The sequence below is a fragment of the Pseudolysinimonas sp. genome (assembly GCF_051954455.1).
Lineage (GTDB): Bacteria > Actinomycetota > Actinomycetes > Actinomycetales > Microbacteriaceae > Pseudolysinimonas.
Genome location: NZ_JBQCHS010000013.1, coordinates 40,849 through 62,385, shown reverse-complemented (window position 1 = coordinate 62,385; position 21,537 = coordinate 40,849). Strand labels below are relative to the sequence as shown.

Below are 21,537 nucleotides of genomic sequence, written 5' to 3'. Positions count from 1 at the left end.
CGCGCCCATGGCCCCGCTCTTCTCCTCCGTCCTCGTGGCGAACCGCGGCGAGATCGCCGTCCGCGTGATCCGCACGCTGCGGCGGCTCGGCATCCGTGCGGTCGCGGCGTACTCGGATGCCGACGCCGGCGCGCTCCACGTCACGCTCGCCGACGAGGCCGTGCGCAGCGGGCCGGCGGCGGCGGCCGCGTCGTACCTGTCGATCCCGGCCCTCCTCGACGCCGCGAGGCGCACCGGGGCCGAGGCGATCCACCCCGGCTACGGCTTCCTCTCCGAGAGCCCGGAGCTCGCGCGCGCGTGCGCCGACGCCGGCATCGTCTTCATCGGCCCCGGGTCGGAGGCGATGACGGTCATGGCCGACAAGATCGTCGCCAAACAGACCGTCGCGGCGCGCGGGGTGCCGGTCGTGCCCGGCAGCGAGGGGCAGCGGCTGACCGACGACGAGCTCGTCGCGGCCGCCGCGACCGTCGGCTACCCGCTCCTCGTCAAGCCCGCGGCGGGCGGCGGCGGCACGGGCATGCAGGTCGTGGCCGAGGAGTCCGAGCTCGCCGGGGCGCTCGCCTCCGCCCGCCGCGTCGCGGCCTCGGCATTCGGCGACGACGACCTGCTGCTCGAGCGCTTCGTCGAGACGCCGCGGCACATCGAGCTGCAGGTGATGGCCGACCGCCACGGCGGCGTCATCCACCTCGGCGAGCGCGAGTGCTCGCTGCAGCGCCGCCACCAGAAGGTCATCGAGGAGGCGCCGTCCGAGCTCCTCACCCCGGCGCAGCGCGAGCGGATGGGCGCGGCGGCCTGCGAGGTCGCGCGGAGCGTCGGGTACGAGGGCGCCGGCACGGTCGAGTTCCTCGTCTCCGACCGCGACCCGGACACCTTCTTCTTCATCGAGATGAACACCCGCCTGCAGGTGGAGCACCCCGTCACCGAGCAGGTGACGGGCCTCGACCTCGTGGAGCTGCAGCTGCGGATCGCGGCGGGTGAGCCGCTCCCGCTGCGGCAGGAGGACGTGACGCTCACCGGCCATGCGATCGAGGCCCGGATCTACGCGGAGGCGCCGGCACGCGGCTTCCTCCCCGCGACCGGGGCGGTGCTCGATCTCGACGAGCCGACCGGGTCGGGGCGGCGCTGGGACAGCGGACTGACTCCGGGTCTCGTGGTCTCGGGCGACTACGACCCGATGCTCGCCAAGGCGATCGCGACCGGCGCCGACCGCGCCGAGGCGCTCGACCGGCTCGACGCCATGCTCGCGGAGGCGGTCATCCTCGGCGTCGACACCAACGTCGACTTCCTGCGCTCCCTCCTCGCCCTGTCCGACATGCAGGAAGGTCGCCTCGACGTCGGCCTCATCGACCGGCTGCCGCCCCGGGATCCCGCGGTTCCGTCGGATGCGGACCTCGCCGCCGTCGCGGATCTCCTGCATTTCGGGCCGCGCGCGGTGGGGCCGTGGGGGCTCGACGGGTGGCGCGCGGGGCGCGATCAGGCGCCGTCGACGGGCGCGCTGCGGGCGCTCGGCGGTCACGCCTACGCGTTCACGCACGACGGCGTCACGGAGACGGTCCGGATGGTGCCCGACCCCGACGGCTCGACCGTCTGGCTGCATCGCGCGAGTCGCACCCTCGCGATCGACGCGCCGGACCGGGCCACCCGCCTGGCGCGCCGGCTCGCCGCGGCCGAGCGGGCCGCCGGGCCGGTGAGCCCCGAGGTCCGCGCCGCCATGCCCGGCACCGTCGTGCAGGTCGCGGTCCGCGACGGCGACGTCGTGGCGGCGGGCGACCTCCTCGCGACGGTCGAGGCCATGAAGATGGAGCACCCGCTCACCGCCCCGCTCGCCGGCACCGTGCGCATCGCGCTCCAGCCCGGCCATCTCGTCCGGCGCGACCAGGTCGTCGCGACCATCGACCCCGATCCCGATCCCCAGGAGGACGCATGACCGAGTTGACCCCCGAGCAGGAGCGCCTCCGCGCCGACGTGCGCGCGTTCGCCGACGAGGTCGTCGCGCCGCGCGCCTACGAGTACGACACCGAGCGCCGGCTGCCGCTCGACATCATCGGCCAGATGGGCGACATGGGGCTCTTCGGCCTGCCGTTCCCCGTCGCGGACGGCGGGCAGGGCCGCGACTACGTCGACCTGTGCCTCGCCGTCGAGGCGCTGGCGCGGGTCGACCAGTCGATCGCCGTGACGCTCGAGGCGGGCGTCGGGCTCGGGATCATGCCAATCTTCCGGCACGGGACCGACCCCCAGAAGCAGCGCTTCCTCCCCGACCTGCTGGCCGGCCGGGCGCTCGCCGGCTTCGGCCTGACGGAGGCGGAGGCCGGATCCGACGCGGGCGCCACGAAGACGACCGCGCGCCTCGACGGCGCCGAGTGGGTCATCGACGGCACGAAGCAGTTCATCACCAACTCCGGGACCCCGATCACCTCCGTCGTGACCGTCACCGCGGTGACCGGCGAGCACCGGCGCGGCGACGGCTCCGTCAAGAAGGAGCTGTCGTCGATCCTCGTGCCGACCGACACCCCCGGATTCCGCGCGGAGCCGGCCTACGACAAGGTCGGCTGGCACACCTCCGACACGCACCCGCTGACCCTCACCGACGTCCGGGTGCCGGAGTCGAACCTGCTCGGCGAGCGCGGCCGCGGGTTCGCGAACTTCCTCCAGACGCTCGACGAGGGCCGGGTCGCGTTCGCGGCGCTCTGCGCGGGAGCCGCTCTCGGCTGCCTCGAGGAGGCGCTCCGCTACGCGCGGAGCCGCAACGTGTTCGGGCGCCCGATCGGCTCCAACCAGTACGTCGCGTTCAAGATCGCCCGCATGCAGGTGCGGGCCCACCAGGCGCACTTGGCGTGGATGGACGCCGCGCGCAAGCTGGTCGCGGGGGAGCCCTTCAAGGCGGAGGCGTCGATGGCGAAGCTGATCGGGTCGGAGGCCGCGATGGACAACGCGCGCGACGCGACGCAGGTGCTCGGCGGCTACGGCTTCCTCAACGAGAGCCCCGTCGCGCGGCACTACCGCGACTCCAAGATCCTCGAGATCGGCGAGGGGACCTCCGAGGTGCAGCTCATGGTGCTGACCCGGGAGCTCGGGCTCGCGACGGCGGACGGCCGATGAGCGACGCGCCCCGCGACGAGCCGACCGCCGTGCCGGGGCGCGTCGTCGAGCAGCGCGGCCTCTGGTTCGAGGAGTTCGAGGTCGGCACCCGCTACCTGCACCGCCCGGGCCGCACCGCGACGGAGGCCGACAACACCCTCTTCACGACCCTGACCATGAACAGCCAGGGCCTGCATCTCGACGCCGCCTGGGCGGCGCAGCAGGAGTTCGGCGAGCGGCTCGTCAACTCGATGTGGACGCTGTCGACGATGGTCGGGGCCTCCGTCGCGCAGCTGACTCTGGGCACGATCGTCGCGAACCTCGGATTCACCGAGGTCACCTTCCCGGCGCCGCTCCGGCACGGCGACACCCTCTACTCCGAGACGACGGTGCTCGACAAGCGGCTCTCGAACTCGCGGCCCGGGCAGGGCATCGTGACGCTCGAGCACGTCGGGCGGAATCAGGACGGGATCGTCGTCGGCCGCGCCGTCCGCACGACCCTCGTGCGGACCGCACCGGAGCCGCGACCGTGACGTTCGCGTTCGGCCCGGCCCTGCTGTTCTGCCCCGCGGATCGGCCGGACCGGTACCGCAAGGCGCTCGATCGGGCGGATGCCGTGATCCTCGACCTCGAGGATGCCGTCGCCCCCGATGCGCGCCCGGCCGCCCGCGCGGCGCTCGCCGCGAATCCGCTCGACCCGGCGCGGGTGATCGTGCGCGTGAACGAGACCGGCTCGGCCGATCAGGCGGAGGATCTGGCCGCCGTCCGGGCGGCCGCCTACCGGACCGTCATGATCCCGAAGGCCGACGCGCGCCTCGACGACGCGGCGCTCGCCGACCTCGACGTGATCGCGCTCTGCGAGACCGCGGCCGGGGTGCTCGACGCGCGGGCGCTTGCCGAGCGGCCGGGTGTCGTCGCGCTCATGTGGGGCGCGGAGGACCTCGTCGCCTCGCTCGGCGGCTCCGCGAGCCGCGACCGCGCGGGCGCCTACCGCGACGTGGCCCGGCACGCGCGCTCGACCGTGCTGCTCGCGGCGGGGGCCGCGGGGGCTGCGGCGATCGACACGGTGCACCTCGACATCGCCGACCTCGACGGGCTCGCGGCCGAGGCGGAGGACGCGGCCGCGGTCGGCTTCGCGGCGACCGCCTGCATCCACCCCTCCCACGTCGACGTCATCCGCCGCGCCTATGCGCCGAGCGACGTCGAGGTCGCCGACGCGCGCCGGATCGTCGACGCCGCGCGCGAACACGGCGGCGTCTTCCGCCTCGACGGCCGCATGGTCGACGGCCCCGTCATCCGCCACGCAGAGTCCGTCCTCCGCCGCGCCGCTCCGCGGGTCGAATAGCGCCGCTGGCGTGTACCGAGACCCTTTCCTGATCGACCCCGGCTACCGCGCGCCGGTGACGATCCACCGCGTGCCCCGCGCCCGCAGCGACAGGGTCACGCAGCGCGCGGCGAGGTAGCCCACGCAGAAGGCGAGCTGGATCGCGACCACCGCCGCCGCACCCGGCGGCGCGAGCGAGGCGAGGGCCAGCAGCGGCACGAACACGGCCAGGTTCACGACGCCGGTCCAGGCCAGGTACCGCGCGTCGCCCGCGCCGATGAGGATGCCGTCGAGCACGAACACCACCGCCCCGAGCGGCTGCGAGGCCGCGAGCACGAGCGCACCGGGCGCGATCGCGGCGCGCACCGCCGGATCCGAGGTGAAGAGTCCGCCGATCACCGGCGACGTCGCCGCGAGCAGTGCGCCGAGCACCAGCCCGGTGAGGACGCCCCAGCCGAGCAGCCGGCGCACGACCGCCCGCACCCGCGGCACGTCGGCGGCGCCGAGTCCATGGCCGGTGAGCGCCTGGCCGGCGATGGCGAAGGCGTCGAGCGCGAGCGCGAGGGTGCTGAACAGGGTGAAGACCACCTGCTGCGCCGCGAGCGTCGTGGTGCCCTCGCGGGTCGCGACGACGACGGTCGCCACGAGCGCCACCCGCAGCGACGCGGTGCGGACGAGCAGCCAGCCGCCCGTGAGCGCCGACGACGACACCCCGGCGACGCCGGGCCGGAGCCCCGCCCCGGTGCGACGGGCCGTCCGTACCGCGATGACGACGCAGGTCGTCGCCATCCCGGTCTGGGCGACGACGGTGCCGGCCGCCGATCCCGCGATGCCCCAGCCGACCGGGTAGATGAGGAGCGCGTTGAGCCCGGCGTTCGTCGCGAACCCGATCACCGCGATGACGAGGGGCGTCCGGGTGTCCTGCAGGCCGCGGAACAGCCCGACGGCGGCCGTCACGATGAGCATCGCGGGCAGTCCGAGCACGGCGATCCGGAGGTAGACGACGGCGGCCGCGGTGGTCCGGGCGCCGGCGCCGAACGCCCCGGCCAGCGCCGGGGCCGTGACCCAGCCGACCGCCGCCAGCACGACGCCGACCCCGAGGGCGAGCCACATCCCGTCGATGCCCGCGCGGATCGCGCCCCGCTCGTCGCCGGCGCCCAGGCGGCGAGCGACCGCCGGGGTCGTCGCGTAGGCGAGGAAGATCAGGAGCCCGATCGCCGTCTGCAGGATCGTCCCCGCGACGCCGAGCCCCGCGAGCTGCGTGGCTCCGAGATGCCCGACGAGAGCGCTGTCGGTGGCGAGGAACAGCGGCTCCGCGACGAGCGCCCCGAGCGCGGGCACCGCGAGCGCCGCGATCTCGCGGTCGAGCGGGGTCGGGCGGAGCGGGCGCCGGGCCGGGGTCACCTCCCGAGCTTGTCGGGATGCGTGATCCGCCACCAGTCGCTCGGCGGCCGGATGGTCGACTCAAGCACCACCGGCACCGTGACCGTCGTCGTCCCCGAGGTCCACGTCACGGCGCCGACCCGTTGCCCGGCCTTGCCGGTCGTGATCATGCCGGTCGACATCGTCACCGTGATGGGAGCGTTCGACCAGGTGGTCACCGTCGCGTCCCGGGCGAGCACCATGTGCGCGCTCGCGCCCCACCGCGTCGTGTAGGTGCCGACGACATCGCCCTCCCTTCCCAGCATCGTGCTGTGGAATCCGTTCACGACGTTGTGGAGCATCGTCTCGACGTCGCCGTCCACCGACTCCCGCGAACTCCCGCCCAGCACGACGCCGAAGACGCGGAGCGCCGGGCGGTCGAGGGCGGGCACCGGGACCGTGGCCGAGAACAGCAGGTCGGATCCCGTGTCGAGTGTGCCGGTCTTGATCCCGTCGACGCCGTTCCGGCCGAGCATGTCGTTCGTTGCGCTCATCCCGTCGACCGGGCTGCCGGGGATGTCGAGGGAGTGCAGACCGACGATCTCGGCGACGGCGGCGTTCGCCATGGCCAGCTTGCCGAGCGCGATGAGGTCCGCCGGCGTCGACCTGTTCCGGTCGTCGAGACCCGTCGGCTCGACCATCGCCGTGTGCGTGAGGCCGTTCGCGGCGAGCCACGTGCGGGTCGCCGCGAGGAACGCGCCCGGCGAGCCGTAGGCCCAGGTCGACAGCGCGGCGGCGTAGTTGGAGGCCGAGACGACGAGCATCGTCTCGAGCGCCTGGTGCTCGGTCATGCTGCTGCCGGTCGGCATGGGCGCGATCGTCGCGTTCTGCACGTAGTACTGGTCGTAGAGCGCGTGGTCGGCGGCGCTGAAGGTGATCAGCGGTCCGGGCGTCGTCGCCCCCGAGAGCGGTTTCGCCTTCAGGATGACGAGCGCCGTCACGATCTTGCTGATGCTCGCCATCGGCACGGCGTCGTCGCCGCTCTTCTGCCAGACGCCGCTCGCCCCCGGGCCCAGGTAGTCGTCGGCGCCCGCGACGCTGATCGCCGACGAGCCCTCCGGCGCCAGCACCGGCTGGGCGGCCGGCGGCGTGGCCACCGTGGGCTGGGCCAGGGAGGCGGAGGCCGCGCCGATCGGCGCGTTGAGCGCCCAGCCGACGTAGGAGGCGACGAGCGCCGCCACGAGCAGGAGGATCCCGCCCGTGACAGAGAGGCCGACGATGCGGCGGCGACGCCGACGGCGCCGGTCGACCGGGGTGCGCGGGGCGGGGGATCGGAGCGGTGCGCCCGCCGGCGTGGACCGCATGATCTCGGTGAGCTGCGCGAGGCCGTCGCCGTCGTTCCGCGCCATGCCGCCCCCGATCCGTTACTGAGCTTCGATCATGCTAGGCGCTCGCGGCGCGTGCCGTACCCGTCCCAGTGCACGACGTCCTCGAGCGGCTTGCGACGGGGCTCCGACCAGCGGCCGCCGTCCGGATAGCCCATCGGGATCAGGCACATCGTCAACGCGTCGTCGGGCAGGCCGAGCAGCTCGCGCACGTCGTCCTCGTGCCCGCGGTAGAGCGTCGTCAGGTTGGTGCCGACGCCGTACGCCCGCGCCGCGAGGAAGAGCTGCTGGACCGCGCCGTAGATCGACGAGCCGGTGAGCGGATCCGTCGACCCTCGTGCGCCGAGGAGCGCGGGGATGACCCACACCGGCGCCTCGGCGAGGTGGTTCGCGAGGTGTTCGGCGCCGAGGAACGCGCGGGCGCTCATCGGCAGCTCACCGGGCTCGGCGCTCAGGAAGGCGTCGCGCCGACCGCCGTAGGCGGCATTCCAGCCCTCGAGGTACCAGGAGGCGATGCGGTCCTTGACGACCTGGTCCCGCACGACGACCCATGCCCAGCGCTGCGCGTTGCCGCCCGACGGCCCGCGAACGGCCGCGTCGAGGACGGCCCAGATCACGTCGTCCGGGATCGGCTCCCTCGAGAGGCGGCGGCGGGCCGGGGTCGAGTGGAGGGCGTCGAGCACGGAGAGGTCGTCGGGGGTTTTCATGCCCCCAGTCTCACTCCGCCCCCTCGCCCCCGCGCGGCGTCGGGCGCGCCGCACCCGGCGGACGACGAGCGCCCCCACGGCGACGGCGGCCGCCGCGATCATGGCCGCGTCGAGCCACCCCGAGTAGCGGTCGACGAGGTCGAAGCGGCGGCCGAGGGCGGCTCCCGCGAGGATGAGCGCGCCGTTCCAGAGCGCGCTGCCGAGGGCGGTGAAGAGCACGAACCGCGCGACCGGCATGCGCTCGGCGCCCGCCGGGAGCGAGATGAGCGACCGGACGCCCGGCACCAGCCGCCCGAGGAGCACCGCGCGCCCGCCGTGCCGGGCGAACCAGCGGCTCGCGCCCTCCAGGTCCTCGCGGTCCAGGAGCGGGATCCGGGCGAGCAGCCGGATCGACCGCTCGCGCCCGAGCGCTGAGCCCGCTGCGTACAGCGCGAGGGCCCCGGCGAGCGACCCGGCGGTCGCCGCGAGCACGACGAGCGCGAGGTGCATCGACCCCGCCGTCGACAGGAAGCCGGCGAGCGGCAGGATCACCTCGCTCGGGATCGGCGGGAACACCGTCTCGAGCAGGATGAGCAGCCCCACCCCGACCTCGCCGAGGAGGTCGAGGGTGCGCGCGGCGAACCCGGTGAGGCCGTCCAGGCGCCCGAGATCGGCGTCCGTCATGCCGCCGGTCTACCGGACCGGCCTGGGCGCCGCCTCAGTCGACCGAGTTCGACAGCCCGTCGAGGGTCGCCACGTCGTCCGGCGCGAGCTCGAAGTCGAGCTCGCCGTTGGCGCGGATGCGCTCCGGGGTGACCGACTTGGGCAGCGCGACGACGCCGTGCTCGAGCAGATAGCGCAGCGACAGCTGGGCGGTGCTCACGCCGTACTTGTCGGCGAGCCCGGTGAGGCGCTCGTCGTCGAGCAGCTTGCCCGTCGCGAGCGGCGAGTACCCCTCGACGAGCACGCCGTGGGATCGACACCAGGCCGTGGTCTCCGGCTGCGTGTTGCCGATGAACCACCGGATCTGGTTCGCGTGCGGGGTCACGTCGGTCTCCGAGCCGAGCGACTCGAGGTCGGCGACGTCGAAGTTGGAGACGCCGATCGAGCGGACCTTCTGCTGGTCGTAGAGTTCCTCGAACACCTTCCAGACCTCGATGTTGCCGGCGCGGTGGTCGGATCCGATCGCCGTCCACGGCCACGGCGCGTGGATGAGGTAGAGGTCGATCACACCGAGGTCGAGCGTCGCGGTGGAGCGCTCGAAGGCGGCGCGCGCGCCGGCCGCGTCTTTGATCTCGGCGCGCAGCTTCGTCGTGATGAAGATCTCGTCGCGCGGGATGCCGCTGTCGCGGACCGCGCGGCCGACGCTCGCCTCGTTGCCGTAGGCCGCCGCGGTGTCGATGTGCCGGTAGCCGGCGTCGAGGGCGACGCGGACCGAGTCGTAGGTCTCCGGCCCGTCCGGGATCTGCCACGTGCCGAAGCCGACCTGCGGGATCCGGACACCGTTGCCGAGGCTGAGGGTTTCGAGGAGAGCGCTCACCCGATCGACGCTACGCCTCCCTCATCCGCCTCGTGCCGGGTCGCCGGGCGCGCTCAGGCGATACTCCGGGACCGCGTGAGAACCACGGCCTGCGCGGCGATGCCCACGGCGGCCGACGCGGCGATCACCATGCCGTAGACCGCGGCGACGGCCGTCGCGCCTGCCGAGGCGAGGAAGAGCCCCGCGACGATGGCCGGGACGCCGAGCGCCGTGTACGACACGACGTAGATCCCGGAGAGGAGTCCCGCGCGCTCGTGCGGGTGGGCCGACGGGACCAGCGACCGGACCGTGCCGGAGAAGCCCGCGCCGATCCCGACGCCGCCGAGCACCGCCGCGACCCACACGAGCGGGAACGCGGCCAGCACGACGCTCCCGACGAACGCGGCCGAGCCGACGACCGAGGCGGCGGCTCCCACGATCATGAGGCGGTGCGCCCCGACCTTCGCGCCGAGGAGGCTGGTGGCCGCTCCCGACCCGAAGGCGACGGCGCCGCCGACGCCGGCGATCAGGGGGCTCTCGAGGTGGAAGACGTCGCGCACGACGGTCGGGACGAGCCCGAGGAACAGGGCGCCGGTCATCCACGCGGCGGCGTTGACGGCGATGGTCGCCGCGAACCGGGACTGGAGGCGGCGCGGGATCGCGATGCGCGGACGCAGTGAGGCGAGCGCGCCCGCCATGGGCGTCGTCGACTCCGGCACGAACAGGGTCACGCCGACGCCCGCGACCGCGAGGGCGAGCAGCACCACCCACACCGTGGTCGCGGGGCTGCTGGAGAGCTGCGCCACGAGTCCCGCGAACAGCGAGCCGATGGCGAGGCCGATCGGCACGGCGGCGCTGACGAAGAGCGCGCCGAACCGCTTCGAACGCTCCGGCGCCAGCTCGACGATCGCCGCGCCGAACGCGCCGGCCCCGGCGCCGACCGAGACGCCCTGCAGCACGCGCGCGACGAGCACCCATTCGATCGACGGCGCCACGAGGAACACCGCGATCGCCATGGCCTGGACGGCGACGGCGGCGAGAAGCAGCGGGCGCCGTCCGACGTGATCGGAGAGCGATCCGACGACCAGCAGGGTCACGAGCAGCGCCACGGCGTAGACGCCGAACGCCAGCGTGACGAGCCACGGCGCGAATCCCCACCGCGACTCGTAGATCGGCAGCAGCGGGCTGGGGGCGCCGGCCGCGAGGAAGAGGGAGGCGAGAACCGTCGCCGTCGCCGCGAACGCGATCGTCGCGGGCAGGAGTCGACGCGGCCGCGCCGCGACGGTGGGGATGCTGAGGGTCTGGGTCACGGGGTCACCATATCGATTCAATGATTGAACTTGCAAGCTTCAACCAAGAAACCGATTGTGGTATCCTCCGACCATGCCGCTCGGATCGGATTACGCCTCCCAGCACTGCGCGATCGCCCGCTCGTTGGAGATCGTGGGCGAGCGGTGGACGCTCCTGATCGTGCGCGACCTCTTCTACGGGGTGCGGCGCTTCAACGACCTCCGCAAGCACATCGGAGCGCCGAGCGCGACCCTCGCCCAGCGTCTCGGCGACCTCGTCGAGGCGGGCGTCGTGGCACGCGTGCCCGGCCGCGGGGCGCGCGACGAGTATGAGCTCACCGAGCGCGGGCGGGCGCTCTGGCCCGTGCTGCGGGAACTCGGCACCTGGGGCGGCGCATGCCTCGATCCCGACGAGCGTCACGCCTACACGCACGCCACGTGCGGCAGCGTGCTGGTCGACGGACGCTGCCCGGCCTGCGGCATCGCCCCACCGGCCGAGGACATCGTGATGCACCCGGCCGAGCGACAGCCCGCCGACGCCGATGCCGACCCCGTGACCCGGGCGCTCGGCCGGCCGCATCGACTGCTCGAGCCCCTCGCCGTCTGACGCTCGCGCCGCTCCCGCGCCCGCGCGACAATGGCGTCATGCGGATCGACGACGCGGTGGCCGTGGTCACCGGAGGTGCATCGGGGCTCGGGGCGGCGACGGCGCGGGCGCTCGCCGAACGCGGGGCGACGGTGGTCGCCCTCGACCTGGCACGGAGCATCGAGAGCGCCGAGACCGTCCCGGGCCTGACGTACGCGGAGGCGGACGTCACCGACGCCGACGGCCTCGGGACCGCCATCGAGCGGGCCGCGGGGCTCGGCCCGCTGCGGGTCCTCGTCAACTGCGCGGGCATCGGCCCCTCGGAGCGCATCGTCGGCCGCAGGGGCATGCACGACCTCGCCCTCTACGCGCGCGTCGTCGGCATCAACCTGATCGGCACCTTCAACGCGCTCGCGCTGTGCGCGGCCCGGATGGCGGAGACGGAGCCGGTCGACGCCGACGGGCAACGCGGCGTCATCGTCAACACCGCCTCCGTCGCGGCCTTCGACGGGCAGGTCGGGCAGGCCGCCTACTCGTCGTCGAAGGGCGGCGTGGTGGGGATGACGCTCCCGGCCGCGCGCGATCTGGCGCAGCACGGCATCCGGGTCGTCACGATCGCGCCCGGCATCGTCGACACCCCGATGATGGCGACCGTCAGCGACGCGTACCGGGCGGCGCTCGCGGCGAGCGTGCCGTTCCCGGCGCGGCTCGCGCGGGCCGATGAATACGCCCGGCTGGCGCTCTCGATCATCGACCAGGACTACCTGAACGGCGAGGTCATCCGCCTCGACGGCGCGCTGCGGATGGCGCCGCGCTGACGTTCCGACCGCGGACATGGTCGCGCCTCGGGCATCCTCTGTCGAAGATGCACCGGGGCGCTGGATCGTCGCGGTCGGACCGGTGGGGTGAGCACTGCGCGCCGCCTCTGCCCCGCCGGTGAAGGCCTATGCCCGATCTCCCGGGCACCTCCGCAACCGTGCTGCGACGAAGTTGACTCCAGTGTGCCGCGCGACCCGAGCGGACGTCGAATCCGGGACCACCTCTTCCAGGTGGCTCTCTGGTTGAGCGCCCGCCACGGTCAGCGCGACGCGTCGGCGGTGGGCGCCACCGGTTCGCGCAGCGACTCCCAGTAGGGGGACTGCCAGCGGATGAGACCCGCATGCCGGCGGCGGAATGCCGCGAGGACGGGGTCCGAGAAGCGCATGCCCTGCACGCCGGTCACCACGAAGGAGCCGCCGAAGCGGGCCAGCCCTTCGCGAGCGAGCTCGGAGTAGTGCACGCGACCGCGCTCATGGACCTGCTCGATCATCCACTGCGCCACGTCGTACTGATTCACCTTGTTTCGGAGCGTAAGCAACCGCGGTCCGCTCGCGCGAGGGGTTGACAGACCCGCCCGTCGCGGGGCAGCCGAGGCCTAAAGCCCGTAGGGTTCTCGCCATGACCGACGCCCTCGACGCCGACCACATCGCGCACCTCCGCAGACGGCTGGAGTGGGAGACGGACGCCTCCGACGTCCATGCGGCGCAGGAGGCGGGGGAGCGATTCGTGCTCGTCGACACCCGGGGCGACGCGGCGTGGGCGCAGGGGCGCGCGGTCGGCGCGATCCACCTGCCGACGGCACGGATCGCGGAGGACGCGGCCGCCGAGATCCCGATCGACGTCCCGGTCGTCGTCTACTGCTGGGGCCCCGGATGCAACGGCGCCACGAAGGCCGCGCTCGCGTTCGCCCTCCAGGGCTACCGGGTGCGCGAGATGATCGGCGGCTTCGAGTACTGGGCGCGCGAGGGCTACCCGGTCGAGACCGACGGCGGTCGGATCCACCGCGCGCCCGATCCGCTCACCGCGCCGACCGCGGGCGTCGCCTGCGATTGCTGAGCCGCGGCCTTCAGGCGATGCGGCTCCCGGCGCCGAGCCGTCCCGCAGGCGCGCGGATCGCGTAGCCCGCTCCCACCAGCGCACCGGCTCCGAGCACCACGTGGATGAGAAGTCCCACGGCCCAGCCGGGTGCGGTCGCGTCGATGATCCTGGCCGGTGTCCAGCTGCTCTCGCCGCAGTCGCTGCGCAGGGTACCCGGAGGCAGCTGCGCGGTGCGTTCGCCGAGCTTGATCGTGCCGAACAGGTCCGTCGGCGACTGCCCGCGATGGAGATCGGTGGGCACGGCATCGGCGAGGATCACGTACGGGTTCGCGGCCAGCACCCACCACACCCGGTCGAAGCGCGGTTCCTGCGTCGTGAAGGTCCCGTCGGTGAGGCATTGCCCGTCGGCCGTCCACTGGGTCGAGCGGTAGGTGGCCGGCGTCGTCATCACGGTCCCGGCGATCCCGAAGGCGATGAGGGTGCCGACGCTCAGCAGGGCGATCAGCAGGTACGTGACGACGATCGAGAACAGCGGTCGTCGGAGCAGCCCGGAGAGCCCGACCCCGAGGGCGGAGACGACGCCCATCTCGACCGCGAGGACGAGCAGCGACACGACGATCGTCACGGGCGACACCCCGCCGAGCACGCACGCCCAGAGCAGGAACGGCACCGCGACGACCAGGAAGGCGAGGGACGAGGCCCACGCGGCGAGGAACTTCCCGAGCACGAGCTGCGGCGTCGTCACGAGGGTGACCTGGGTCGTCGCGAGCGTGCCGGCATCCCGATCGCCGTTGATCGCGTTGCCGCCGAGCGCCGGGGCGACGAGCGTGGCCAGCAGCAGCACGAAGTAGACGACCCCGGAGAACAGTCCGGCACCGGACCCGCGGGCACCGTTCAGGCTGAGGGCCCAGGTGACCACGACCGAGACGACGAGCACGAGGAAGGCGAAGACGCCGAGCAGCACGTACCAGGCGACGCCGCGCACCCGCTGGCGCAGCTCGATGGAGGCGATGGTGCCGATCCCCTGCAGGCTGTTCATCGCGCGCCGCCGTCGAGGTCGAGGAGCGTGTGCTCGAGGTCGCCGACCGCGGGCGCGAAGGACAGGACCGGCTCGCCCGCGCCGACCAGGATGCGCAGCAGAGCGGCCGCCGCTTCGTCGGTCGCGACGTCGACATCGAGGCCGTTCGGGGCGGTCCGGATCGCCTCCGCGGGGACCCCGGCGGCGGCGAGCGCGGCCGGCAGACCGCCGGGCGCCAGCGAGCGGATGCGCCACGGCCGGGCGCGGGCCCGGGCCGCCTCGATCCGCTCGTCGCTCGCGGTGACGCCGCCCTCGAGGTAGACGGCGTCGTCGGCCATCTCCTCGAGCTCCGCCAGCACGTGGCTCGACACGAGCACCGTCCGGCCCTCCTCGGCGAGACGGCGCAACAGCGTCCGCAGCTTGGCGCGGGCGGCGGGGTCGAGGCCCGACGCCGGCTCGTCCAGCAGCAGAACCGAGGGGTCGTGCACGAGCGCCCGGGCGAGGCTCAGCCGCTGCTTCTGGCCGCGCGACAGGACGCGGGTCGGCTGCTCGGCGAAGGGCACGAGGTCGACGAGCTCGATGAGCTCGCGTGCGCGGTCATCGGCGGCCGTGCGGTCGATGCCGTAGAGGCGGCCTGTCAGTCGCAGCGTCGCACGGACGGTGAGCGGGGCCCAGGAGCCGAGCACGTCCGGCATCCAACCGATCGCCGCGCGCACGGCGCGAGGGTCTGCCACCGGGTCGTGCCCTGCGATCCGGATCCCGCCCCGGTCCGGGCGCAACAGCGTGGCGAGCATGAGCAGCAGGGTCGTCTTGCCCGACCCGTTCGGACCGACGAGCGCCGTCACTCGGCCGGGCAGCGCGTCGAAGGTCACGTCGCGCACGGCGTGCACCGCACCGAAGGACCGCGCCAGACCCGAGACGTGGATGCCCCCGTCGATCGCGTCCCCCATGCGGCCACCCTAACCGCGCGCCGGCCGATCCCGACGGATCCTCCGGTCCGCGTGGCGGTCGCGGCCACGTCGCCGCGCCGCGCGTCAGACTGGCGCGATGAGAGTCCGCCGCCTCCTCGTCGTCGCGGCGCTCACCGCGGGGCTGGTGGTCGCGGGGGCGGCATTCGTCGCCGCCGCCGTCCGACTCACGACAGCGCCGGCGGGGCGGCTCCCGGGCGACCCGTTCGGCGCGCGCATGCCGAGCGGCGCCCGGGCGGTGTTCGACGAGCCGCAGTCCGCCGGCGACCGGGCCGCGGCGCGGCCCTTCGGCTTCCCGACGCGGTCGATCGAGTCGGCGACGGTCCGTCTGCTCGCTCGACCCGACGGACTGCTCGTGCTCGGCTGGAGGTCGTCCGTCGGGGAGATCTGCGAGGGCGTCTACCGGCCGGGTCCGACCTTCGAGCCGGTCAGCGGATGCTCGACACCGGGGGACTTCACGCAGGGCGGGGTCACCGTGCGCTGGCCGGACTCGCCGGACCTCGGCCCGATCGACATCCTGTGGCAGCCTGACGGCGGGATCACGCTGCTCAGCGCGCGACCGCCCGGCGGCATCCGGGTGACGCCGCGGCCGAGTCCGACCGCGACGATCGAAGGCGGTTAGGCCGTGAAGGGCAGCCCGAGCGCCGCGGCGACGCCCGGGTTGCGCACCGCACCGCCGGCCGTGTTGAGCCCCTTCGCGAGCGCCGGGTCGGCGGCGAGGGCCGCCTCCGCCCCTTGAGCCGCCAGGGCGAGCACGTAGGGGAGGGTCGCGTTGGTGAGCGCCACCGTCGACGTGTGCGCGACCGCGCCGGGCATGTTGGCGACGCAGTAGTACACCGACCCGTGCACGCGGAACGTGGGGTCGTCGTGCGTCGTCGCGTGGCTGCCCTCGAAGCACCCGCCCTGGTCGATCGCGATGTCGACGAGCACGCTGCCCTGCTTCATGCCGGCGACCATCTCATCGGTCACGAGCTTGGGGGCCGCCGCACCGGGGATCAGCACGGACCCGATCACGAGATCCGCCTCGCGCACCAGCTCGGTGATCGTGTAGGCGGTGCTGAGCGCGGTCTCGAGCGCCGGATGCGCGGCCTCGAGCTGGCGGAGCCGCGCCACGTTGATGTCGACGACGGTCACCTGCGCGCCCAGGCCGAGCGCGTTGATCGCCGCGTGCTCGCCCGCGACACCGCCGCCGATCACGACGACGCGCGCCTTGCGGGTGCCCGAGACGCCGCCCATGAGGACCCCGGCGCCGCCGTTCGGGCCCATGAGCTGGACCGCGCCGACGTAGGCGGAGAGCCGCCCGGCGATCTCGCTCATGGGCGCGAGGAGCGGCAGCGAGCGGTCGGCCAGCTGCACGGTCTCGTAGGCGATGCCGGTGGTGCCGGCCTCGAGGAGCGCGGTGGTGAGCGGTCGGTCGGCGGCGAGGTGCAGGTAGGTGAAGAGGGTGAGGTCCGGGCGCAGGAACCCGTACTCCGAGGCGATCGGCTCCTTGACCTTGAGCAGCAGCTCGGCGCGGCTCCAGACGTCCGCGGCCGACTCCACGATCGTCGCGCCGACGGAGGCGTACTGCTCGTCGGAGATGCCGGACGCGGCGCCCGCGCCCGTCTCGATGAGCACCTCGTGACCGCGACCGGTCAGCTCGTGCGCACCCGCCGCGGTGATCGCGACGCGGCTCTCGTTGTTCTTGACCTCACGGGGGATCCCGACGCGCATCCTCGCGCTCCTCTCGCTCTGCGACGAATCTGGCCGAATAGGCGGTCGAATGGAAGACTTGCCGAATGATCTACGGTCAAAGACGTGGGAGGCCGACGATGTCGACGATGAGCGGGTCCGAATCGGCGCCGGGGCGCAACGTCATGCGACGGGAACCGGACGCGATCGACCGGCGGCTGCTGGAGCTCCTGCGCGACGACGCCCGGATCCCGAACGCCCGGCTGGCGGAGGAGGTCGGGCTCGCGCCGTCGACCTGTCTCGCGCGGGTGCGCGCCCTCGTCGACGCCGGGGTCATCTCCGGGTTCCACGCTCGGCTCGACCCGCGCGCGCTCGGCCTGACGCTCGAGGCGCTCATCAGCGTCAGCATCCGATCCGGCGCGCGCACGGCGCTCGCGCACTTCGCCGAGGAGATGCGGCAGCTGCCGGAGGTGCAGCAGGTCTGGTTCCTCGGCGGCGCGGAGGACTTCATCCTCGACGTCGCGACGCGCGACTCCGATCACCTGCGCGAGTTCGTCGTCGAGAACCTGTCGAGCCATCCGTCGGTCGCGTCGACCCGGACCAGCGTCGTGTTCGAGCACACGACGCCGGGCCTCCGCCTGCCGTGACGCGGGTCGAGTAGGCCGCGCAGCGGACCCGCCAGGCGTGTCGGCTCAGAGGCGCGACCAGGCCTCCGTCAGGACGCCGCGGAGGATGCCCTCGATCTCGTCGAACTCGGCAGGCCCGATCGTGAGCGGCGGGGCGAGCTGGATGACGGGGTCGCCGCGGTCGTCGGCCCGGCAGTAGAGGCCCGCGTCGAAGAGCGCCTTCGACATGAACCCGCGGAGCAGTCGCTCCGACTCGGCGTCGTCGAACGTCTCCTTCGTCGCCTTGTCCTTCACGAGCTCGATGCCGAAGAAGTACCCGTCCCCCCGCACGTCGCCGACGATCGGCAGGTCGGTCAGCCGCTCGAGCGCCGCACGGAACGTCGGGGAGTTCTCGCGCACGTGCTCGTTGAGCCCCTCCTCCTCGAAGATGTCGAGGTTCGCGAGCGCGACGGCCGACGACACCGGGTGCCCGGCGAACGTGTAGCCGTGGTAGAAGCTCGTGGTGCCGTGGCGGAAGGGCTCGTAGATGCGGTCGGAGACGATGGTCGCGCCGATCGGCGAGTAGCCCGAAGTCATGGCCTTCGCGCACGTGATCATGTCGGGCTGGAAGCCGTAGCGCGACGATGCGAACCAGTCGCCGATCCGCCCGAAGCCGGTGATCACCTCGTCGGCCACGAGCAGCACGTCGTACTGGTCGCAGATCTCGCGGACCCGCTGGAAGTAGCCGGGAGGCGGCGGGAAGCATCCGCCGGAGTTCTGCACCGGCTCGAGGAACACCGCGGCCACCGTCTCGGGACCCTCGAACAGGATCATCTCCTCGATCCGGTTCGCGGCCCACCGGCCGAAGGCGGCCTCGGCCTGCTCGCGCGAGGCGCCGGGCTCGGGCACGAAGCCCATCTCCTCCGCCCGGTAGAAGTTGGTGTTGGGCACGCGGAACCCGCCGGGCGTCACGGGCTCGAACATCTGCTTCATGGCCGGGATGCCGGTGATCGCGAGCGCGCCCTGCGGGGTGCCGTGGTACGCCACGGCGCGTGAGATGACCTTGTGCTTGGTCGGCTGCCCCTGGAGCTTCCAGAAGTACTTGGCGAGCTTGAACGCGGTCTCGACCGCCTCGCCGCCGCCGGTCGAGAAGAAGACCCGGTTGAGGTCGCCCGGCGCGTACTGCGCGAGCCGGTCGGCCAGCTCGATCGCGTTCGGGTGGGCGTACGACCAGATGGGGAAGAACGCGAGCTGCTCCGCCTGCTGGGCCGCGACCTCCGCGAGCCGCTTGCGGCCGTGGCCCGCGTTGACGACGAACAGCCCGGAGAGTCCGTCGAAGTACCGCTTGCCCTGGGCGTCCCAGATGTGGTGGCCCTCGCCGCGCACGATGATGGGGACGCCGTGCTCCTCGAGCACCGACTGCCGCGTGAAGTGCATCCAGAGGTGATCCTTGGCCTTCTGCTGGAGCGCCGAATGATCGGTGCCCGGGATCAGCTGCTCGGTGATCGTCATGGGCTCACGATATCAACCGTCAAGGGCGAAGGATAGAGCGGAATCGGTCGACCAGTGGCTCGAAATAGACGGATTCCGCAACTCATGCTGCGGAACTTTGTGGTCCCGAACGATCTCCTGTACTCCTGTCGCCGCGGATCCGCAAGACCCCCGGGTGCGGTGCGCGTCGGTCCTAGCGTCGGATACGAGCGAGGGGCGGGGTGCATGAGCGTGATGGCGAGTGTGACGACGGCGGTCCTGTCGGCGGCCGCAGCGGTGGCTGCCGCGGTGGCGCTGTTGAGCGGGGTCGTCCGTTGAGCATCGCCACGCAGCTGCCCGGTGCCCGGGTGGCCCGCACCGCACAGGCGGCCGCTCCGCAGCTCCTGTCGCTCGCGACGAAGCGCCCCGACCTCGTCGAGGTGTCGTCGTCGCAGCGCGTCGTGGGCTACATCGAGGTCGTCGAGCACCTGTTCGTCGCCCTGGCGGGCCCGCGGTACGACCTCGCGGTCGAGATCGCGCAGGCCCACGACTTCACCCTCGCGCTCCACGCACTCCAGGAAGGAATCCGAGATGACGACATCTAAGCCGAACGGGGTGGCCATGCTCAGCCGGGTCAGCTCGCCGTACCTCCGCGCGCTCGGCGAGCTCCACGTGCTCGAGCTGCGCCTGCGCCACATGGCGCAGGGGCCGGCCGCCGGGATGGGGCCGTCGTGGCACGAGGCCACCGACTTCCTCCTCCAGCAGAACGCCGCGCTTCAGGAGCGTCTGGCCGAGGGGCCGCTCGTGGAGCACTCGCTCCACGTCCGAGCGGTCGACGGTTCCATGGTCCCCGCGGACATCGTCTTCGTGCAGCGCCTCGTGCGCCGCATGAGCTACCAGCTCGGCCTGATCACCGTGGAGCAGCCCTCGGTGGCGGGACAGCTGCCGACCGCTCCGGTCTCGACCATCTCCGCTGAGAAGCCGGCGGCCGCGGCGGCGATGGCGTCCTGAGCCTCAGGCCGGTGGTGCGGGCTCCGGGACGATGTGCATGCCCCCGGGCGAGTTCGCGGACTTGGTGAGGGCCTCGACCCAGGCAGGATTGATCGCCGCAGTCTTGGATCCGAAGTAATCGAAGACGAGGGAGACGTGAGGAGTGATCCAGATGGACGTACGACCGAAGCCGTTGCGCTCCGGATCGTTCCACGTGAACGCGAACGTCTCACCGCGGCGCAGCTTCGACCAGAAGACGACCTGCAGGTGGGCGAGCACGCGATCGTCGATCGTCGCCACGACCTTAGAGTCGTATGTCAGGGTGCCCACCGTCAAATCGTATGCGGCCGGCGGGTGACATCATGTCCATCGCCATGACCGAGAACGAGCTGCGGACGGCCATCGACGCCGATCAGATCTTCGCGCTCTACCAGCCGCAGGTCGACGTGACCTCCCGCCGCGTGGTCGCGGGGGAGGTGCTGGCGCGCTGGCGGCACCCTGACGCCGGCATCGTGTCGCCGCTGGAGTTCATCCCGCTGGCCGAGCGCACGGCCCTGATCGACGACATCGGCCTGCGCATGCTGCAGGCCGGATGGCAGGCCGCTCAGCGCTGGAACACCCCGGACATGCACGTCGGCGTCGCCGTGAACGTCTCGCCGGTGCAGCTCACCTCCGAGCGCCTCGACGAGGCGGTCTCGATGCTCGTGCAGCACACCGGCCTGCCGGCCGACACGCTGACGCTCGAGATCACGGAGTCGCATCGGATCCTCGACGTGCCGGGCGTGGCCGCACGTCTCGAGAGCCTGCGCGAGCTCGGGGTCGGCATCTCGATCGACGACTTCGGGGTGGGCTACTCCTCGATGGAGCGGGTGGAGGAGCTGCCCATCTCGGAGATCAAGATCGACATCTCGATGGTGCAGGACGACTCCGACGCCGGCTATGCGGCGTTCATGGAGATCGCGGAGTACGCGCACGACCGGGCGCTCCGTCTCGTCGCCGAGGGTGTCGAGACCGAGGCCCAGCTGGAGCGGGTCGATCGGCTGCACTGCGACCGCGCGCAGGGCTGGCTCTTCGGCGAGCCGCTCGACGACGCGGCCTTCGAGCGCGCGGTGCGCCCGGGACCGCTGCGCGGGCTCGACGACTGACGTCGTCGCAGCCCGAACCGGTCAGAGCTCGGTGTAGCCGGCCTCTGCTCCGAGATCGGCGGGCGTGTCCGCGACCTCGATCTGCGACCACGTCGCCGGCATGCCGGGCGAGAACAGGATCTCGATTCCCGGACCGCCCCGCAGGGGCGGGATCGTGACGTATCCGCCGCCCGCCCGGATCGCGTCCAGGATCTGCTGCTTGAGCGCGTCGACCGGATCGGGCAGGAAGTAGTCGCGACCGTCCACGGTCAGCCGATGGATGAGTGCCACGGCCCTAGTATGACAAGCACGATGGGTCATCTCCGCTACGGGTCGCCGACGCAGACCTTCGACATCGACGATCGCACGCTCGCCCACGTCGAGATCGTGACCCTCGCGAAGCTCCGCCGCGGCGAGCCGTTCGCTCTCACGATCCCCAGTCCGACGGGCGGCCGCAGCACGCTGTGGGTGAGCGGCTCGAGCACCCTCGTGTTCGAGCTCGACGGCGAGAGCGGCCCCATCGACCGGGCGTGGCTCGAGTCGCTGATCGACGCGGCCAACGGCGCGGCCGGCTTGCGCCTTCCCGCTGTCCCCGTCGAGTGAGC

Annotated in this window: 25 protein-coding genes; 13 read left to right on the top strand and 12 right to left on the bottom strand. The window is 72.9% G+C overall.

Translation table 11 applies throughout. The annotated features are described in order from the left end of the window. Positions 1 to 7: 7 nt before the first annotated feature. Genes ACTHM3_RS05110 through ACTHM3_RS05095 form a run of 4 tightly spaced genes read left to right on the top strand, consistent with a single transcriptional unit; the run spans position 8 to position 4,423 of the window. Positions 8 to 1,927, top strand: a complete 1,920-nt coding sequence (locus ACTHM3_RS05110) for an acetyl/propionyl/methylcrotonyl-CoA carboxylase subunit alpha (protein ID WP_440405022.1) — start codon at positions 8 to 10, stop codon at positions 1,925 to 1,927. Next, complete coding sequence (locus ACTHM3_RS05105; protein ID WP_440405021.1) at positions 1,924 to 3,099, top strand: acyl-CoA dehydrogenase family protein; 1,176 nt, start codon at positions 1,924 to 1,926, stop codon at positions 3,097 to 3,099. Before ACTHM3_RS05110 ends, ACTHM3_RS05105 begins: the two co-directional genes overlap by 4 nt. Continuing rightward, positions 3,096 to 3,611, top strand: coding sequence for a MaoC family dehydratase (locus ACTHM3_RS05100; RefSeq protein WP_440405020.1), 516 nt, complete (start codon positions 3,096 to 3,098; stop codon positions 3,609 to 3,611). The genes ACTHM3_RS05105 and ACTHM3_RS05100 overlap by 4 nt, the downstream gene beginning before the upstream one ends. Beyond that, the gene (locus ACTHM3_RS05095; RefSeq protein ID WP_440405019.1) at positions 3,608 to 4,423 is read left to right on the top strand and encodes an HpcH/HpaI aldolase/citrate lyase family protein; all 816 of its coding nucleotides are present in this window, start codon (positions 3,608 to 3,610) and stop codon (positions 4,421 to 4,423) included. The genes ACTHM3_RS05100 and ACTHM3_RS05095 overlap by 4 nt, the downstream gene beginning before the upstream one ends. Before the next feature lie 42 nt (positions 4,424 to 4,465). Here the strand turns inward: ACTHM3_RS05095 and ACTHM3_RS05090 are convergent, their stop codons facing one another. The 5 genes from ACTHM3_RS05090 to ACTHM3_RS05070 are packed head-to-tail and all read right to left on the bottom strand — an operon-like array spanning position 4,466 to position 10,664. Then, on the bottom strand, positions 4,466 to 5,806 hold the full coding sequence (locus ACTHM3_RS05090) for an MATE family efflux transporter (protein ID WP_440405018.1): 1,341 nt from the start codon (positions 5,804 to 5,806) through the stop codon (positions 4,466 to 4,468). Beyond that, positions 5,803 to 7,173, bottom strand: coding sequence for a D-alanyl-D-alanine carboxypeptidase family protein (locus ACTHM3_RS05085; protein ID WP_440405017.1), 1,371 nt, complete (start codon positions 7,171 to 7,173; stop codon positions 5,803 to 5,805). The genes ACTHM3_RS05090 and ACTHM3_RS05085 overlap by 4 nt, the downstream gene beginning before the upstream one ends. 29 nt (positions 7,174 to 7,202) lie before the next feature. Then, the gene (locus ACTHM3_RS05080) at positions 7,203 to 8,519 is read right to left on the bottom strand and encodes a VTT domain-containing protein (RefSeq protein ID WP_440405016.1); all 1,317 of its coding nucleotides are present in this window, start codon (positions 8,517 to 8,519) and stop codon (positions 7,203 to 7,205) included. A gap of 34 nt (positions 8,520 to 8,553) precedes the next feature. Then, on the bottom strand, positions 8,554 to 9,375 hold the full coding sequence (locus tag ACTHM3_RS05075; protein ID WP_440405015.1) for an aldo/keto reductase: 822 nt from the start codon (positions 9,373 to 9,375) through the stop codon (positions 8,554 to 8,556). Positions 9,376 to 9,428: 53 nt separating this feature from the next. After that, positions 9,429 to 10,664, bottom strand: coding sequence for an MFS transporter (locus ACTHM3_RS05070; protein WP_440405014.1), 1,236 nt, complete (start codon positions 10,662 to 10,664; stop codon positions 9,429 to 9,431). 73 nt (positions 10,665 to 10,737) lie between these two features. On the opposite strand from ACTHM3_RS05070, the gene ACTHM3_RS05065 reads away from it, so the two are divergent. Both ACTHM3_RS05065 and ACTHM3_RS05060 read left to right on the top strand, forming a co-directional pair. Further along, positions 10,738 to 11,250 carry a winged helix-turn-helix transcriptional regulator gene (locus ACTHM3_RS05065; protein ID WP_440405013.1) on the top strand — a complete coding sequence of 171 codons (513 nt, stop codon included), beginning with the start codon at positions 10,738 to 10,740 and terminating at the stop codon, positions 11,248 to 11,250. Positions 11,251 to 11,288: 38 nt separating this feature from the next. Then, entirely contained in the window at positions 11,289 to 12,047 is a 759-nt protein-coding gene (locus ACTHM3_RS05060; RefSeq protein WP_440405012.1) for an SDR family NAD(P)-dependent oxidoreductase, read from the top strand. Between the two features lie 260 nt (positions 12,048 to 12,307). Here ACTHM3_RS05060 and ACTHM3_RS05055 read toward each other — a convergent pair whose 3' ends face one another. Continuing rightward, complete coding sequence (locus ACTHM3_RS05055) at positions 12,308 to 12,565, bottom strand: DUF6953 family protein (RefSeq protein WP_440405011.1); 258 nt, start codon at positions 12,563 to 12,565, stop codon at positions 12,308 to 12,310. Between the two features lie 101 nt (positions 12,566 to 12,666). Here ACTHM3_RS05055 and ACTHM3_RS05050 point away from each other — a divergent pair, with 101 nt between their 5' ends. Next, complete coding sequence (locus tag ACTHM3_RS05050) at positions 12,667 to 13,104, top strand: rhodanese-like domain-containing protein (protein WP_440405010.1); 438 nt, start codon at positions 12,667 to 12,669, stop codon at positions 13,102 to 13,104. Between the two features lie 10 nt (positions 13,105 to 13,114). On the opposite strand, the gene ACTHM3_RS05045 is transcribed toward ACTHM3_RS05050, so the two are convergent. After that, positions 13,115 to 14,125: an ABC transporter permease gene (locus tag ACTHM3_RS05045; RefSeq protein ID WP_440405009.1), complete on the bottom strand. Its 1,011-nt coding sequence runs from the start codon at positions 14,123 to 14,125 to the stop codon at positions 13,115 to 13,117. Then, a complete protein-coding gene (locus ACTHM3_RS05040; RefSeq protein ID WP_440405008.1) occupies positions 14,122 to 15,054 on the bottom strand; it encodes an ABC transporter ATP-binding protein in 933 nt (310 codons plus the stop codon). The genes ACTHM3_RS05045 and ACTHM3_RS05040 overlap by 4 nt, the downstream gene beginning before the upstream one ends. Positions 15,055 to 15,151: 97 nt before the next feature. Here ACTHM3_RS05040 and ACTHM3_RS05035 point away from each other — a divergent pair, with 97 nt between their 5' ends. Continuing rightward, the gene (locus tag ACTHM3_RS05035; RefSeq protein WP_440405007.1) at positions 15,152 to 15,694 is read left to right on the top strand and encodes a hypothetical protein; all 543 of its coding nucleotides are present in this window, start codon (positions 15,152 to 15,154) and stop codon (positions 15,692 to 15,694) included. Here the strand turns inward: ACTHM3_RS05035 and ald are convergent. Further along, entirely contained in the window at positions 15,691 to 16,785 is a 1,095-nt protein-coding gene (ald, locus tag ACTHM3_RS05030; RefSeq protein ID WP_440405006.1) for an alanine dehydrogenase, read from the bottom strand. The genes ACTHM3_RS05035 and ald overlap by 4 nt on opposite strands. Positions 16,786 to 16,892: 107 nt before the next feature. Between ald and ACTHM3_RS05025 the strand changes: the two genes are divergently transcribed. Then, positions 16,893 to 17,390 (top strand): Lrp/AsnC family transcriptional regulator, encoded by a 498-nt coding sequence (locus ACTHM3_RS05025; RefSeq protein WP_440405005.1) that lies wholly within the window; start codon positions 16,893 to 16,895, stop codon positions 17,388 to 17,390. Positions 17,391 to 17,435: 45 nt separating this feature from the next. Here the strand turns inward: ACTHM3_RS05025 and ACTHM3_RS05020 are convergent, their stop codons facing one another. After that, positions 17,436 to 18,860: an aspartate aminotransferase family protein gene (locus ACTHM3_RS05020; protein WP_440405004.1), complete on the bottom strand. Its 1,425-nt coding sequence runs from the start codon at positions 18,858 to 18,860 to the stop codon at positions 17,436 to 17,438. Between the two features lie 293 nt (positions 18,861 to 19,153). Here ACTHM3_RS05020 and ACTHM3_RS05015 point away from each other — a divergent pair, with 293 nt between their 5' ends. Together ACTHM3_RS05015 and ACTHM3_RS05010 are read left to right on the top strand one after the other, a co-directional pair. Next, complete coding sequence (locus ACTHM3_RS05015) at positions 19,154 to 19,423, top strand: hypothetical protein (protein ID WP_440405003.1); 270 nt, start codon at positions 19,154 to 19,156, stop codon at positions 19,421 to 19,423. Next, on the top strand, positions 19,410 to 19,829 hold the full coding sequence (locus ACTHM3_RS05010; RefSeq protein ID WP_440405002.1) for a hypothetical protein: 420 nt from the start codon (positions 19,410 to 19,412) through the stop codon (positions 19,827 to 19,829). The genes ACTHM3_RS05015 and ACTHM3_RS05010 overlap by 14 nt, the downstream gene beginning before the upstream one ends. 3 nt (positions 19,830 to 19,832) lie before the next feature. Here ACTHM3_RS05010 and ACTHM3_RS05005 read toward each other — a convergent pair whose 3' ends face one another. After that, positions 19,833 to 20,138 carry a DUF7882 family protein gene (locus tag ACTHM3_RS05005; RefSeq protein WP_440405001.1) on the bottom strand — a complete coding sequence of 102 codons (306 nt, stop codon included), beginning with the start codon at positions 20,136 to 20,138 and terminating at the stop codon, positions 19,833 to 19,835. A 32-nt stretch (positions 20,139 to 20,170) separates the two neighbouring features. Between ACTHM3_RS05005 and ACTHM3_RS05000 the strand changes: the two genes are divergently transcribed. Further along, entirely contained in the window at positions 20,171 to 20,953 is a 783-nt protein-coding gene (locus ACTHM3_RS05000) for an EAL domain-containing protein (protein ID WP_440405000.1), read from the top strand. Positions 20,954 to 20,974: 21 nt separating this feature from the next. Here the strand turns inward: ACTHM3_RS05000 and ACTHM3_RS04995 are convergent, their stop codons facing one another. Then, positions 20,975 to 21,223 (bottom strand): hypothetical protein, encoded by a 249-nt coding sequence (locus ACTHM3_RS04995; protein WP_440404999.1) that lies wholly within the window; start codon positions 21,221 to 21,223, stop codon positions 20,975 to 20,977. Positions 21,224 to 21,244: 21 nt separating this feature from the next. Here ACTHM3_RS04995 and ACTHM3_RS04990 point away from each other — a divergent pair, with 21 nt between their 5' ends. Continuing rightward, positions 21,245 to 21,535 carry a DUF7882 family protein gene (locus ACTHM3_RS04990; protein WP_440404998.1) on the top strand — a complete coding sequence of 97 codons (291 nt, stop codon included), beginning with the start codon at positions 21,245 to 21,247 and terminating at the stop codon, positions 21,533 to 21,535. The last annotated feature ends 2 nt before the right edge of the window (positions 21,536 to 21,537 follow it).

What these genes read in the sequence shown, in the direction of transcription:
- ald (WP_440405006.1), bottom strand. Translation starts at nt 16,785, where the DNA reads ATGCGCGTCGGGATCCCCCGTGAGGTCAAGAACAACGAGAGCCGCGTC.
- ACTHM3_RS05035 (WP_440405007.1), top strand. Translation starts at nt 15,152, where the DNA reads ATGAGAGTCCGCCGCCTCCTCGTCGTCGCGGCGCTCACCGCGGGGCTG.
- ACTHM3_RS05105 (WP_440405021.1), top strand. Translation starts at nt 1,924, where the DNA reads ATGACCGAGTTGACCCCCGAGCAGGAGCGCCTCCGCGCCGACGTGCGC.
- ACTHM3_RS05100 (WP_440405020.1), top strand. Translation starts at nt 3,096, where the DNA reads ATGAGCGACGCGCCCCGCGACGAGCCGACCGCCGTGCCGGGGCGCGTC.
- ACTHM3_RS05045 (WP_440405009.1), bottom strand. Translation starts at nt 14,125, where the DNA reads ATGAACAGCCTGCAGGGGATCGGCACCATCGCCTCCATCGAGCTGCGC.
- ACTHM3_RS05000 (WP_440405000.1), top strand. Translation starts at nt 20,171, where the DNA reads ATGTCCATCGCCATGACCGAGAACGAGCTGCGGACGGCCATCGACGCC.
- ACTHM3_RS05050 (WP_440405010.1), top strand. Translation starts at nt 12,667, where the DNA reads ATGACCGACGCCCTCGACGCCGACCACATCGCGCACCTCCGCAGACGG.
- ACTHM3_RS05110 (WP_440405022.1), top strand. Translation starts at nt 8, where the DNA reads ATGGCCCCGCTCTTCTCCTCCGTCCTCGTGGCGAACCGCGGCGAGATC.
- ACTHM3_RS05085 (WP_440405017.1), bottom strand. Translation starts at nt 7,173, where the DNA reads ATGGCGCGGAACGACGGCGACGGCCTCGCGCAGCTCACCGAGATCATG.
- ACTHM3_RS05010 (WP_440405002.1), top strand. Translation starts at nt 19,410, where the DNA reads ATGACGACATCTAAGCCGAACGGGGTGGCCATGCTCAGCCGGGTCAGC.
- ACTHM3_RS05060 (WP_440405012.1), top strand. Translation starts at nt 11,289, where the DNA reads ATGCGGATCGACGACGCGGTGGCCGTGGTCACCGGAGGTGCATCGGGG.
- ACTHM3_RS05080 (WP_440405016.1), bottom strand. Translation starts at nt 8,519, where the DNA reads ATGACGGACGCCGATCTCGGGCGCCTGGACGGCCTCACCGGGTTCGCC.
- ACTHM3_RS04990 (WP_440404998.1), top strand. Translation starts at nt 21,245, where the DNA reads ATGGGTCATCTCCGCTACGGGTCGCCGACGCAGACCTTCGACATCGAC.
- ACTHM3_RS05040 (WP_440405008.1), bottom strand. Translation starts at nt 15,054, where the DNA reads ATGGGGGACGCGATCGACGGGGGCATCCACGTCTCGGGTCTGGCGCGG.
- ACTHM3_RS05065 (WP_440405013.1), top strand. Translation starts at nt 10,738, where the DNA reads ATGCCGCTCGGATCGGATTACGCCTCCCAGCACTGCGCGATCGCCCGC.
- ACTHM3_RS05025 (WP_440405005.1), top strand. Translation starts at nt 16,893, where the DNA reads ATGAGCGGGTCCGAATCGGCGCCGGGGCGCAACGTCATGCGACGGGAA.
- ACTHM3_RS05020 (WP_440405004.1), bottom strand. Translation starts at nt 18,860, where the DNA reads ATGACGATCACCGAGCAGCTGATCCCGGGCACCGATCATTCGGCGCTC.